General features: G+C 57.1%; 15 protein-coding genes. 10 read left to right on the top strand and 5 right to left on the bottom strand.

Features of this window, described 5'->3' with window-relative positions:
• Positions 1-10: 10 nt before the first annotated feature.
• On the bottom strand, positions 11-2,437 hold the full coding sequence (locus H9L05_RS17895) for a heavy metal translocating P-type ATPase (RefSeq protein WP_223284543.1): 2,427 nt from the start codon (positions 2,435-2,437) through the stop codon (positions 11-13).
• Between the two features lie 308 nt (positions 2,438-2,745).
• Between H9L05_RS17895 and H9L05_RS17890 the strand changes: the two genes are divergently transcribed.
• From H9L05_RS17890 to H9L05_RS17880, 3 genes are all read left to right on the top strand, one after another.
• Complete coding sequence (locus tag H9L05_RS17890) at positions 2,746-3,177, top strand: hypothetical protein (protein WP_187732071.1); 432 nt, start codon at positions 2,746-2,748, stop codon at positions 3,175-3,177.
• A 49-nt stretch (positions 3,178-3,226) separates the two neighbouring features.
• A complete protein-coding gene (locus H9L05_RS17885) occupies positions 3,227-3,613 on the top strand; it encodes a group III truncated hemoglobin (protein ID WP_187732070.1) in 387 nt (128 codons plus the stop codon).
• A gap of 64 nt (positions 3,614-3,677) precedes the next feature.
• Positions 3,678-4,073 carry a cupin domain-containing protein gene (locus H9L05_RS17880; protein ID WP_187732069.1) on the top strand — a complete coding sequence of 132 codons (396 nt, stop codon included), beginning with the start codon at positions 3,678-3,680 and terminating at the stop codon, positions 4,071-4,073.
• Between the two features lie 131 nt (positions 4,074-4,204).
• On the opposite strand, the gene H9L05_RS17875 is transcribed toward H9L05_RS17880, so the two are convergent.
• Both H9L05_RS17875 and H9L05_RS17870 read right to left on the bottom strand, forming a co-directional pair.
• Positions 4,205-4,831 (bottom strand): DoxX family membrane protein, encoded by a 627-nt coding sequence (locus H9L05_RS17875; RefSeq protein WP_187732068.1) that lies wholly within the window; start codon positions 4,829-4,831, stop codon positions 4,205-4,207.
• A gap of 111 nt (positions 4,832-4,942) precedes the next feature.
• Positions 4,943-5,263 (bottom strand): thioredoxin domain-containing protein, encoded by a 321-nt coding sequence (locus H9L05_RS17870; protein ID WP_187732067.1) that lies wholly within the window; start codon positions 5,261-5,263, stop codon positions 4,943-4,945.
• A gap of 290 nt (positions 5,264-5,553) precedes the next feature.
• On the opposite strand from H9L05_RS17870, the gene H9L05_RS26405 reads away from it, so the two are divergent.
• From H9L05_RS26405 to H9L05_RS17860, 3 genes are read left to right on the top strand one after another with little or no spacing between them, the layout of a single operon-like run.
• On the top strand, positions 5,554-6,066 hold the full coding sequence (locus H9L05_RS26405) for a PAS domain-containing protein (RefSeq protein WP_317175005.1): 513 nt from the start codon (positions 5,554-5,556) through the stop codon (positions 6,064-6,066).
• Positions 6,027-7,154 (top strand): PAS domain-containing sensor histidine kinase, encoded by a 1,128-nt coding sequence (locus tag H9L05_RS17865; protein WP_317175004.1) that lies wholly within the window; start codon positions 6,027-6,029, stop codon positions 7,152-7,154. Before H9L05_RS26405 ends, H9L05_RS17865 begins: the two co-directional genes overlap by 40 nt.
• Positions 7,132-8,190 (top strand): response regulator, encoded by a 1,059-nt coding sequence (locus H9L05_RS17860; RefSeq protein WP_187732066.1) that lies wholly within the window; start codon positions 7,132-7,134, stop codon positions 8,188-8,190. Before H9L05_RS17865 ends, H9L05_RS17860 begins: the two co-directional genes overlap by 23 nt.
• 14 nt (positions 8,191-8,204) lie before the next feature.
• Here H9L05_RS17860 and H9L05_RS17855 read toward each other — a convergent pair whose 3' ends face one another.
• A complete protein-coding gene (locus H9L05_RS17855; RefSeq protein ID WP_187732065.1) occupies positions 8,205-8,840 on the bottom strand; it encodes an LON peptidase substrate-binding domain-containing protein in 636 nt (211 codons plus the stop codon).
• Between the two features lie 134 nt (positions 8,841-8,974).
• Between H9L05_RS17855 and mtgA the strand changes: the two genes are divergently transcribed.
• Both mtgA and H9L05_RS17845 read left to right on the top strand, forming a co-directional pair.
• Complete coding sequence (mtgA, locus tag H9L05_RS17850; RefSeq protein ID WP_187732064.1) at positions 8,975-9,721, top strand: monofunctional biosynthetic peptidoglycan transglycosylase; 747 nt, start codon at positions 8,975-8,977, stop codon at positions 9,719-9,721.
• Positions 9,722-9,801: 80 nt separating this feature from the next.
• Entirely contained in the window at positions 9,802-10,236 is a 435-nt protein-coding gene (locus H9L05_RS17845; RefSeq protein WP_187732063.1) for a YybH family protein, read from the top strand.
• 197 nt (positions 10,237-10,433) lie between these two features.
• Here H9L05_RS17845 and H9L05_RS17840 read toward each other — a convergent pair whose 3' ends face one another.
• A complete protein-coding gene (locus tag H9L05_RS17840; protein WP_187732062.1) occupies positions 10,434-11,546 on the bottom strand; it encodes a DNA topoisomerase IB in 1,113 nt (370 codons plus the stop codon).
• A 324-nt stretch (positions 11,547-11,870) separates the two neighbouring features.
• On the opposite strand from H9L05_RS17840, the gene H9L05_RS24135 reads away from it, so the two are divergent.
• Together H9L05_RS24135 and H9L05_RS24130 are read left to right on the top strand one after the other, a co-directional pair.
• Positions 11,871-12,236 (top strand): M48 family metalloprotease, encoded by a 366-nt coding sequence (locus H9L05_RS24135; protein ID WP_223284542.1) that lies wholly within the window; start codon positions 11,871-11,873, stop codon positions 12,234-12,236.
• Positions 12,221-12,679: a M48 family metallopeptidase gene (locus tag H9L05_RS24130; protein WP_223284541.1), complete on the top strand. Its 459-nt coding sequence runs from the start codon at positions 12,221-12,223 to the stop codon at positions 12,677-12,679. Before H9L05_RS24135 ends, H9L05_RS24130 begins: the two co-directional genes overlap by 16 nt.
• Positions 12,680-12,761 lie beyond the last annotated feature (82 nt).

Below are 12,761 nucleotides of genomic sequence, written 5' to 3'. Positions count from 1 at the left end.
GACAACAGCGTTAGAGGTGGTAGCGGTTCGCGGCCCAGCGCACGAGTAGCGTGGATACAACCATCACGCTCAGGGAGCTGACGGGCATCAGAATAGCCGACACAATAGGCGTGAACAGGCCCTGCACGGCCAGCGTCAGCCCGAAGCCATTGTAGCAAAACGACAGCGCAAACGTGACCAAAACAACGCGCAGGCAAGCCCGCGAAAAGCCCAGAAAAGTGGCTAGTCGCTGGAATTCGCTGGCATCGAGAATGGCGTCGCAGGCGGGCGAGAAGTTGGTGAGCCTGTCGGTGAGGGCAATGCCCGCATTGGCGGCGCGCAGCGCGCCGGCATCGTTCAGCCCGTCGCCCATCATGACCACCGTGCGGCCCTGGGCGCGCTGGGCCGCGATATAAGCGAGCTTATCGGCGGGCGACTGCCGAAAATGCAGCTCGGCATCTTCCCCGAACAGGGTTTGTAAGCGAGTGCGCTCGGCATCGGTGTCGCCGGAAAGCACGGCGAGGCGGTAGCGGCGGCTGAGCGTGGCCAGCACGCTGGCCAGGGCCGGACGATACACATTGTGGAAGGTAAAATAGCCCACCTGCTTCTCATTCAGGGCAACGCTCACGCGCGTTTCGGGTGCCTCCGGTGGGGCTGTATCATTGGCCTGAAGTGCCTGGGGGGCTTTTTTGGTCGAATTAGGCTCTTGCCCAATGTCCGCCAGCTCAACATGGTTTGCCTGCACAAAAGCCGCCGACCCTAGCCGCACAGTATCACCGGTTTCGGCCGTGGCGCTGATGCCCTGGCCGGGGCGCTCCTGGCAGGCGGCCAGCGGCAAAGGCTCAGTGGCCAGCTCCTGCGCCAAGCGCTGACTTAGCGGGTGCGTTGACTGGGCGGCCGCCGTGGCAACAAGACGCTTTTCCTTCATAGACAGCGGCCGGCCGTGATACTGCACTTCTGCCTGACTGGTGTCGGTGAGGGTGCCGGTTTTGTCAAATACCAGCGTATCGGCGCGGCCCAGGGTTTCGATTACGGCGGAGTTTTTAAGGTAGAACTTTTGTCGGCCCAATACCCGCAGCGCGGCGCCCAAGGTAAAGGGCGTTGCCAATGACAGCGCGCACGGACAGGCAATTACCAGCACCGACGTAAAGGCCCGCCACATCATGCTCGTATCGCGCGGGCCCCAGTAGAGGAGCGTGCCCAGGGCCAGGAGCAGCGTTATGGCCACAAAATAGCGCCCCACGCGGTTGGCGTAGGTTTCCCAGGTGGCGTCGCTTTCCTGCTTGGCAAAGGCCGGATTATTCCAGAGCTGGGTGAGGTAGCCCTGTGATACTTCGCGCACTACTTCCAGCTCGAGGGCCTCGCCCAATTGCCGACCGCCCGCGAATACCAACTCCCCCGAGGCCCGCGCCACCGGCGTACTCTCACCCGATACAAAAGAGTAATCGAGCTGGCCGGCACCGCGCAGGACCACGGCATCGGCGGGCACTACTTCTTGGTGCCGCACCCGGATACGGTGGCCTACTTTCAGCTCTTTGACCGAAATACTCTGGTCGCCTTCCGGCGTGAGCCGCGTGACGGCCACGGGAAAGTAGGAGGTAAAATCACGGTCGAAGCGCAGGGCGTCGTAGGTGTGCTGCTGCACCCATTTGCCAATCAGCATAAAGAAAATGAGCCCCGTAAACGAGTCGAAATAGCCAGGGCCGGTACCGGAAATGACTTCGTAAGTACTCACGCTGAACAGGGAGGCGAGCCCCAGACTGATCGGAAAATCGAGGTTGATGTAGCGCTGCCGCAGCCCTTGCCAGGCCGAGCTGAAGAAGCCCCGTGCGCTGTACAGCAGCACGGGCAGTGCCAGCAGCAAGCTTAGATAGCCAAAAAACTGCCCGAAGCCCGCCTGCAAGTCTTCCACAAAAGAGAAGTAGTCGGGCAGAGCCATGAGCATGACGTTGCCGAAGGCAAACGCCGCCAACCCCAGCTGGTAGTAGAGTGTGCGGCCGGCGCGGTGGGGCTGGGCGCCAAGCTCGGCCAGCGTAATCTGCGGCTCGTAGCCCACGGAGGCCAGCAGCTGCACTACTTCTTTGAGGCTGGTTTCGGCCAATAAGTAGGTGATGGTGATTTCCTTGCGCAGAAACTGCACCCGCGCTTCCACAATGCCGGGGTTCAGGCGGGGCAGGTTTTCCAGCAGCCAGATGCAGGACGTGCAGTGCATTTGGGGCACCTGCAATGTCAAGCGCGCCCGCTCCTCGGAGCGAAATGCCAGCAGCTGAGCCTGCACGGATTCGGAATTCAGGTAATCGAAGCGGCCGGGCAGCTCTACCTCTTTTACTTTCAGGCCGGGCCGCTCATCGAGCTTGTAGTAGGTGCAGAGGTTATTCGTGTCGAGCAGCTCGTACACGGTGCGGCAGCCGGCACAGCAAAACGGCTTTTCGGCGAGCAGCAGGGGCTCTGGGGGCAATTATCGCCGCAGTGGGCACAAACGACATGGGTAGCGGGTTGTTCGAGAACGGCAGGCACAGGCGGCTACAATAAGTTCAGCGACAAAGCTCCGCCCCGCAGCCCGCCCGAACGATGACAAGTATCAAGCGCGGGCTTGATTGATGTTAAGCCGCCCGAACGGAACACCTTTGACCTTTGTACTAGAGCGCGGCTGTTCCAGTCAGCGCTTCGACTTGTAAATTCTGGGTGCGGGCTACGGCATCCGTACTGCTTATTCTTTGCTATGCGTCAGTCACTTCCTCTTGTACTTGTAGCGTCTCTTTTTCTGTGGGCCGGCATGGTGGGGGCATTTCTTTCCTGGAAGCGCCCCTTAAGTTTACGGCTCCGCACATCACGGTGCCGTTGGGCGTGGGCATTGGCCGCATCGTGTTTCATGCCCTGAACAAGGTGGAAATCGGGCTGTGCGCACTGGCCGTTATCAGCGCCTTGTACCTGCGCCCCGAATGGCGCGTGCGGGCCGGACTGGCAGCGCTTAGCTTTGTGCTGCTGCTGCAAACGTTCTGGCTGCTGCCGGCGCTGGATGTGCGGGCCGAGGCGCTGCTGAGCGGCAACCCGCCGCCGCCCAATTCCCTGCATCTGCTGTATATAGTGGCCGAAGCGGTGAAGCTGCTGCTGCTGCTAGGCACCGGCGCGCTGGCTTATTTTACCCTCAATCGGCAGAGGTTGAACGCGCAGCGCCGACGCGTGCAGCACGCGTAAAAAAAAGCCCCCCAGCAAGCCCATTCGCGACTTTTCTCTAAACCAACACATGTCCAATTCCCGCCCCGATATTCAGACCGAAGCCGACATCAAGCTGCTGGTAGATACCTTTTACGATAAGGTGAATGCCGATGCTTTGCTGGCGCCAGTCTTCAACGAATTTGCCCACGTCGACTGGCCGGCGCACCTGCCGCGTATGTACGATTTCTGGAGCGGCCTGCTGCTGCATACCTCGCGCTACAGCGGCCGGCCTTTCCTCAAGCACATTCCGCTGCCTATTGCCGGGGAGCATTTTCAGCGCTGGCTGACGCTCTTCCTGGGCACGGTGGATGAGCTGTTTGCCGGGCCGGTGGCCGACGAAGCCAAGCTGCGCGCCCAGAATATTGCCCACGTGTTTGAAGCCCGCCTGCGCCCCAATCCGCTCTCGATTCTGTAAGGGTAGCACCGCAACGGCTTCCGTTTAATCTGATTCCTCCATTGCCCTGAATCCCACTCTTTTTATGAGCACCAATATCACTTCTTCCCAAGCTGCTGCAAACGCTGCCTCCGCTAGTCCGGCGCAGACAATGAATCTGGCACACGAGATAGCGCAGGCCAAGCAGACGCCCAACTGGAAGTCCAGCGACCGGCACGCCACTACACTGTTCAAGTCGGAGAGCCTGCGCTTAGTGCTGTTGGGTTTGCATGAAGGGGCCGAGCTGAAAACGCATTCCGCCCCCGGCATCCTTACCGTGCAGGTGCTCGAAGGCCACATCACGTTTTGCACCGCCCAGCAGTCATCCGACCTCAGAGCCGGGCAGTTACTGCTGTTGCCCGCCGGTGTTCTGCATAGCGTGCAGGCGCATCAGGACTCCTTTTTCCTGCTGACAGTGGCAATAGCGGCAGTGAAGGGGTAATAGACGGCTTATGATTACCATAAAATAAGGACCGCCGACGTAACCGTTATCGGTCCTTATTCATGCTTTTTTATATCCTGAAATCGTTTTTTGGGAACTAGTAAGCGCTAGAAGAAGCCCATCACTACCTTCTAACTAACTAAGTGTTGCATTATTGTGTCCCACAAATAGACCAACCCGTCCCACGTTTTTCTGGGGCTAGTCATGAGATAAAAGAAAAATCGCGGTAGGGCCCCAGCTATTTCGGCGCCAATAGCAGCGACGGGTAATAGTCCATACGCCCACCACGGGTAAGTAAAACGCGTCGTGAGCCCCTTCGTCACGGTGTGAAATACGACGAGCATGCGGGCGCGATAATGCCAGAAAATCAAGAAGATAAGCCCGATATAATAGGATAGCCGCCAATAGAACCCTGGCATCTTCAGGTAGGTGATGTCAATAATGAGAACGTTAGCGGCAATCGGCAACAGCAGTAGCGCCCCGAGGAGTGCTGTCCGATTCCAGAGCAATAGTAGTCCCGCCAGTATCTGCGACACGCCCACAAAGGACCGGAATGGTTCGTGGTCAAACACATACCAGGCGAGTTTGAACAACGTAAGGCGGCTGACCGGTAAGGCCGCCTGTGTGGGAGTAAGGCCAAATTGCCCCCCAGTTAATTTGGAGTAACCGTAGCTAATAAAGGTGAAGGCCAATAAGACCCGGGCAGTTAAGATAAAGTAGTCCCAGAGATGGACTTTGGTAGGTCGGCGGGCGAGCACAGGAGGCGCGGCTAAATAGAAACCTCAGCAATGTAGGGAGTCTGCCGCCAAGAGCCATGTAGCTCAGAAAATAGGATTGAAGCTCAACTATAAGTAAGCAAGAAAACCTGCTTAATGCGCGTGCGCCGCTTCAAGCAGGGCAGAAAAGACTTCTTCGTCTTCGGGCAGGCCGTGCTGCCGCCAGATTTCAACTCCCTGTCGTACCAGCACACAGGCTGGCAGCTCGGGGGTGCCAAAGCTGCGTACCACGGCCGGATGGCTGGCTTCATCAATTTTGAGCACCCTTATTCCGGGGCCAAGTCGCCCTTGCAGCGTGCGAATGGAGGCGTTGCTTTCTGTCCCGGACGAAGCTTCGCCCGCACTATGCAGCGGCAGCAGCACCAGTAATACGACCGTATCGGGCTGCAGCACAGGAGGAGACGAGGCGGACATGATGGGATATGTTAAATGGATGTCGTAAAATTAGCTTTTAGCCCTGCTGCTCATCCATGAGGCTGGTCAAGTAGGGGCTTGACATTTATCACATATCATCCCTACAGACTACTTTTAACCACCTTTGGCCGATGCCAACGCCAGGCGCCAAGCATTAATCAGTTCTCCCTGCACTTCCAAACGATGCCTCTGCGCTTAACAATAGCATTAATTTGCCCCCCACAGCAGCCGTAGCTAAGCAGATACGCTTTGTCCTGATTTCTTTGCCTTTATTAATTATGCCAGACAACGTGTTCGCACTAGCTATAACCGATATACTCGTCAACCAGGCCCAGGAGTTTGTGGGTGTGTTTGACGCTACTCACAATCGGTTCGCGCAGGTGAATCCGGCCGGAGTGCAGCTATTGGGCTACAGCTCAGAGCAGGAGCTTTTGGCCGAACCAGCCCGTACGCTGCTTACCCCAACTTTTTCGGAAGCTGAATGGATAGCTCTGCTTGCGCAAGCCCGCCAAAGCGGCCGGCAGGAAGCCGAAGTAGAAATCAACCGGCCAGGGAAAGATTTGTTGCAGGCCCACATCGAGCTTACATATTTTAAAGTAGCCGAAGCGCCCTATTTTATGGTTCGCCTTACGGAGCAGAACCGTCTGCACCAAGCCGAGCGCGAGCTAGCCCAGAGCGTGCGTCGTTTCGAGGCCGTGTTTGCCAATGCTACTATCGGCATTGTTGTGTGCAATCGGGGGGGAGTATTATATCGGCCAATCAAATGGCCCACCAGCAGTTTGGCTACGAAGATGGGGAGCTAATAGGGCATGCCATTGAAGCCCTGGTTCCCAACGCGGGAGGCCGCCGACACGAGAAGCTGCGCGAATCCTTCAATGCGCAGCCCCAGGTGCGCTCGATGGGTGCCCACCGGGGCGACTTGGAAGCGCTTCGCAAGGACGGCTCGGTGTTCCCGGTAGAGGTTAGCCTCAGCTATTTCTACCTCGATGATGAACTGTTTGTCGTTTCCTATATCCTTGATATCACCTTCAAAAAGAACGCGCAGCAAGCCCTGATATCGGAGCGGCAGCGCGTGGAGAGGCTCAACGCCGAGCTGGAGCAGAAGGTAGCCGACCGCACCCACGCGCTGCTGAACACCCTGGAGCAGCTGGAGCAGCGCAAGGATGAGCTGGCCAAAGCCCTAGCCGCCGAGCAGGAGCTGGGCGAGCTGAAGTCGCGCTTCGTGAGCATGGCCTCGCACGAGTTTCGGACACCGCTGACGGCCGTGCTTACCTCCGCCTCTCTTATTGAGAAATACCCCAGCAGCGAGCAGCAGGATAAGCGTCTGCGCCACCTCGAGCGCATACGGCAATCCGTCAATCACCTGAATGATATTCTGGAGGAGTTTCTGTCGGTAGGGCGTATCGAGGAAGGACGGGTGGAGGCCCGCCCGGCCCGCCTCATCTTATCGGACCTACTGAACGACACCATTACGGATGTGGAGGGCCTGCTGAAGCCGGGGCAAACTGTTCAGCGACGCATAAACTGCCTCGAAGCCCTGTGGCTTGATCCTTCGCTGCTGCGCAAGATTGTCGTCAATCTGCTGTCCAACGCCATAAAATACTCCGGCCCGAATACAACAGTCGAACTAGAGGCCGAGTGCGCGGCAGGTCAGCTCACGCTGGTTGTCCGTGACCACGGAGTAGGTATCTCGGCCGAAGATCAGGAACACTTGTTTGAGCGTTTTTTTCGGGCCCGCAACGTAACAAATGTACCGGGCACGGGCCTGGGCCTGTATATTATTGCCAAGTATCTGGAGCTAATGAATGGCACCATATCCCTGCAGAGTACACTCGATGTAGGCACTACCGTCACTATCAAAATCCCCTATGAAAACCATTCTGCTGATTGAGGACAACGATTTTATTCGTGAGAATACCGCCGAAATTCTGGAAATGACGGGCTACAATGTCATCACGGCCGAAAATGGGAAGGTGGGTATAGAAAAAGCGCTCGAAACGAAGCCTGATCTGGTGGTGTGCGACATTATGATGCCCGTGCTGGATGGCTACGGCGTGCTGCATATTTTCAACCAGAATCCGCAGCTCTCGGGTGTGCCCTTTATCTTTCTGACGGCCAAAACCGAGCGCAATGATTTGCGCAGAGGTATGGAGCTGGGAGCCGATGACTACCTGACTAAGCCCTTTGACAGCAGCGAATTGCTAAGCGCCATAGCCGGCCGACTCAACCGTTTTCAGCACCTTAAGCCGGAGTACGATCTGCACGCTAATGGGCTCGACGAGTTTTTGCATGATGCTCAGAAAACGGGCAGCCTTACGGCGCTTTCCGCCGATCGGAAACCGCATACCATACCTCGCAAGCAGATTGTGTACGCCGAGGGTGATGAAGCCACGCGGCTGTATTTCGTGCAGTCGGGGAGGGTGAAAACCAGCAAAACCACCGCCGCCGGCAAGGAGCTCATTACCGGGTTATATCAGGCGGGCGACTTTTTTGGCTACAAAGCGCTCCTGGAAGGCACTGCACACCACGACTCGGCCGTGGCCGTGGAGGATTCCGTTCTGCTCTACATTCCGGCCGACGACTTTACCCAGCTAGTAATGCGCAATCCGGAGGTAAGTCAGCAGTTTGTGCGCCTGCTGGCGGGTCGGGTGCGCGAGCAAGAGGATCTGTTGCTCGATATGGCTTATAACTCGCTGCGTAAGCGCGTGGCTGATACGCTGCTGCGCCTGCATGAGCAGCAACGCACCCTCAACCCTGATGACCCTCAGATTCAGCTATCGCGCGATGATATGGCGGCGTTGATTGGCACGGCGCCCGAGTCGTTGAGCCGCACGCTCAGCGAGTTTCGGCAGGATGGCATTATTGAGCTGACCAACAAGTTTATTCGGGTGCAGCAGCCGGAAAAGCTGCGCCGTACCAACTGGTAAAGCTCCTGAGCCCGTTAAAAATTCGGCGGCGTGAGGTTCTTGAAGTGCCCGTTGAGGCGGGCGCGCTCCTTTAGTCGCTCGGTTTCTAGGATAATGGGCAGCACGTTTTCGAGGTGTTCCAGCACTATGGATTGGCGCTCCAGCTCGCTGGTGGCCTGCAATAGTTGGTACTCCTGCTCCGTGCTGAAGCCTAGGTTGTGGGCAATATCGTAGATGCGATAGCTGGGGGGCAAATCCAGGAAGATTTTGCGCAAACCCAGCGTATCGTAGAGCTGGCGCACGTACTCGTTGATGCGCACCTTCAGATTGGGGTCCTCTTCGGGGTCGTCCTCGATGGTATCTACCTGGCCGGCGGCGTAGAGCTTGCCGGGGGCTTCGCGGTAAAACTCACGAATGCGAAATACCCCAATGCCCTTGGTCTTTATATCCAGCTCACCGCTGTCGTAGGCCTTTTCTACACTTATCAAGCGCACTTCTGTACCCAACTCGCTCACGCCATCATTGAGGTAAGGCGGGATGCCAAAGGTCAGGTCGGACTCGATGCAGTCGCGCACAAGCTGGCGGTAGCGCGGCTCGAAGATGTGCAGATTGAGCTTCTCGCCGGGAAATACGACAAGGTTTAAAGGAAAGAGAGGAAGGATACGAGGCATAGGAGCTCAACAATGTCGGCGACGAAAATAGGCTAAAAACGCTGGTATTGGGTTGCTGCGCGCCCAAATGCGTTACTTTTGCCCCTTCTGTGCCTCTCAGCAGGATGGATGGGAAAGAAGAACGGCTTTATTTCATGAAAACAAAATTCCGGCAACATGGGCGGCGGGTGTGGCGGGTATTGCTGCAAATAATTGCAGCCCTGTTTCTTACCACGGTAGCCTGGGTGCTTATCTATCGGTGGCTGGCCCCGCCCGCTACCTGGCTCATGCTCGACCGCCGCGCCCACGCGCCCATTGGCCGCGGCTACCACGGCATTCGCGAAGACGACCGCCGGATCAGCTATAATTTCAAAACCCTGGACGAAGTATCGCCGCAGGTGCCGCTGGCGCTGGTGGCGGCCGAAGATCAGCGCTTTTTGCTGCATCGGGGCTTCGATGTGAAAGCCATTCAGCAGGCGGCCAAGCGCAATTTTGAGGGCGGCAAACAGTTGGTTGGCGGCAGCACAATCAGTCAGCAGGTAGCCAAAAACGTGTTTTTGTGGTCGGGCAGGAGCTATGTGCGCAAGGCAGCGGAGGCGTATTTTACCATTCTGATCGAAGCGCTCTGGAGCAAGCGGCGCATCATGGAAATGTACCTGAGCGTGGCCGAAATGGGCGACTGCACCTTTGGGGTAGAAGCCGCTTCCCAGCGCTATTTTCACAAATCGGCGGCCAAGCTTACTGCTTCGGAGGCGGCGCTGCTGGCGGGCGTGCTGCCGAATCCGCTTCGTTTTCGGGCCGGTAATCCGGGGCCGGTGGCGCGGGCCAAGCAGCGGCGGGTGCAGCGCAACATGCGTCGTTTGGGGGGCATTTCTTACGTGAAGGCGCTGCTAGAGGAATAGCATCACCAGAAAAAAGCCCCCCACCAGCTATATTCAGGCCGGTGGGGGGCTTTTTCCTTCCTTCTTTACTACTTGATAACATGAAGAAAATTAGCGGATTAGTGCTGGGCGTGGCCTTTTTGTGCAGTTGCGCCGCCACGCGTCCCGGCAGCCAGCGGCAGGACATCAGCCAGGTGCTGACGACCCAAACGGCAGCCTGGAACCGGGGCGACGTAAGCGGCTTCATGCAGGGCTACTGGCAGTCCGACTCGCTCGTGTTTATTGGCAAAAGCGGCCTGACCTACGGCTGGCAGCCCACCCTCGACAACTACCGCCGCAGCTATCCCGATGCCGCCGCCATGGGACAGCTTACGTTTTCCAACTTGCGCATTACTCCCATCAGCCCCGACGCGGCCCACGTAGTAGGCCGTTGGCAACTCGCCCGCCCCGCCGCCGGCGACCTTGGGGGGCATTTTCTGCTCGTGTTTCGCCGCATTGCCGGCCGCTGGGTTATCGTAGCCGATCATTCCAGCTAAAAATGCCAATAATCAAGATGGCCGTTATGCAGAGCAGATCGAATCATTTCGCGTGTTTAGCGGGATTACTAATCTCTCGTCAGCACGCGAGATTCTTCGCTACCGCTCTGCATGACGGCCATATGTTTTATGCAACGGCAGCACATAACTTATTTCAGCGCCACTTAGCATGACTTGACCATCTTTATAAACAGCGCTTACGCGGCGGTGCGGAGCATGTGCAGCACCATGTGCTCGGTAGGAGAGAGGATGTCGTTTTCGGTGGGGTCGATGTCGTGCTGACGGAGGTAGTCGATGAGCTTGTCGGAATGAAAAAGCTCGACTACCTGCGGGTGAATGTAGTATTTGCTGCACACAGTGGGCGTGTTGCCCAGGCCCGAAGCCACATCTTTCACGGCTCGCTTCAGTACTTTTTCCTTCGGCAAATCCGGCTCTTCGTGCAGCACGCTTTCCAGGCACTCCACCATTTTTACGGTGCCGCCCCAGGTGCGGAAATCCTTAGCCGACAGGGCTATGCCCGTCACCTCCTGCAAATACTGGTTCACGTCGCCCGACTCCAGCTCTTGGCGGTGGCCATCGGCGGCGTAGTATTGAAACAGGTGCTGACCGGGAATCTCCTTGCATTTGCGCACCATGCGTGCCAGGCGGCGGTCTTGCAGGGCTACATCGTGGGCCACTCCTTTCTTGCCCACAAACGAAAAGCGTACCTCGTCGCCTGATATCTGTACGTGCCGGTCGCGCAGGGTGGTGAGGCCGTAGCTTTTGTTCTTCTTGGCGTATTCCTTGTTGCCAATGCGAATAAACGACTGATCCATCAGGGTCAGTACCAAGGCAATAACCTTTTGCTTGTCCAGCCCAGCGCGCTTCAGATCCTGCTGCAAACGCTGACGCAGGGTAGGTAAGGCTTCACCAAAAGCCAGCAGGCGGCTGAACTTGGTCAGGCTGCGGGCTTGGTCCCAGGTGGGGTGGTAGATGTATTGCTTGCGCCCCTTGGCATCGCGGCCCGTTACCTGAAGGTGAGCGGAGGCGGAAGGCGCAATCCAGACATCGGTCCAGGCGGGCGGAATGACGAAGCCTTGCAGCCGGGCCAGCGTCTTCTCGTCCGTGATTTTTTCGCCTTTCGCCGTGAGGAAAGTAAACGTGCCATCGGGACCGGGCTGGCGGCTGATGCCGGGCTTGGTATCAGCCTGGTAGCGCAGGCCCGCCAGCTCTGCCTGCCGGGCCGGGTCTTTATACAGCTCGTGCGCCTCCTCTAAGGGGGCAGATGTTTTTTTTTTGGTTTTGGGCCGAGGGGTGGAGGTGGTGGGCATAAAGCGCTAAAAATGTCCCCGGCCAAAAGCAGCCGGGGGCATTTCTGTACGCAGAAGCTGGAAAAAAGTAGCGGCAGGTAGCTCGTCATCAGCGAAGAAGCGGATGCATGCTGAGTAATCGCAAAGCAGAAGAGTAAGGCGAATGAATAATAATGAGACAGGGCAGGAAAATAAAGTTTCAAGTTGAGCGTCTGAGCTATATGTTTATTATCTGCGTATCAGCAACGCCTCACAACCCAAACCCGTATGGGTAGCCGCCGGCTTTGGCACCGTTTTTAGACGGTAAGTTCTGCCCCCTGTTCTTCCTACACTCCTATTTGCAGTATGCGTCGTATTTGGCTTAAACCCTGGTTTTTTCTTGCTCTTCTCACGTCGTTGGGCACTGCGGCCTGCTCCGGTACTGGTGATGGGGTCGTGCTGTTTTCTGTGGAAGATGATATTGCGCTGGGCCAAAAAGTAGCCGCGCAAACCGACTCCACCTACCGGTCCAAGAACCAGCTGCTTGAGCGCAATAACGGAGCCAACCAGCGCGCCTACGTGCTGCTTGATGCGGTAGTGAGTAAGGTGCTCAGCTCCAACGAGCTTCAGTACCGCAACGAGTTTCCCTGGGATGTCAAAATCATCAAGGACGATGAAATCCAGAATGCCTTTGCCACGCCCGGGGGCATATTTATGTGTTCTCGGGGCTGATTAAGTTTCTGGAAACTGAAGACCAGCTGGCCGGGGTGCTAGGCCACGAAATTGCCCACGCCGACCGCCGTCATACGTCGCGCTCTTTGCAGAAGGAGTTTGGCGTTTCCTTCCTTTTAAGCCTTTTGTTAGGCGAAAACCCCAACCAGCTGGCGCAAATCGCGGCCAGCCTGGGCCAGCTGCGGTTTAGCCGCGAGTACGAAGTAGAAGCCGACGAGTTCTCGGTGCGCTACCTGAATAGCACTCCCTACTCTTGCGACGGCGCAGCCGGCTTCTTCATCAAGGCCGCAGCACAGGCTCCCACCAGCACCCCTGAGTTTTTAAGCACCCACCCCAACCCCGGCACCCGCGTGGAGGCTATTCAGGCCAAAGCCAAGGAGCTGAATTGCGCGAGCCGCACCACCGATAATGCGAGTTTCCTGGAGCTAAAGCGGATTTTGTAAACCCTTGATTGATAGTTCTTATAGCGGAAAGCCAGCCTCCACAGGGCTGGCTTTTTTTATGGGTACTGAGGATGATTAATCC

This window comes from Hymenobacter qilianensis, from assembly GCF_014489555.1.
Classification (GTDB): Bacteria; Bacteroidota; Bacteroidia; order Cytophagales; family Hymenobacteraceae; genus Hymenobacter; species Hymenobacter qilianensis.
The sequence above is the reverse complement of the archived record's forward strand: the minus strand, read 5'-3'. Positions and strand labels throughout refer to the sequence as shown.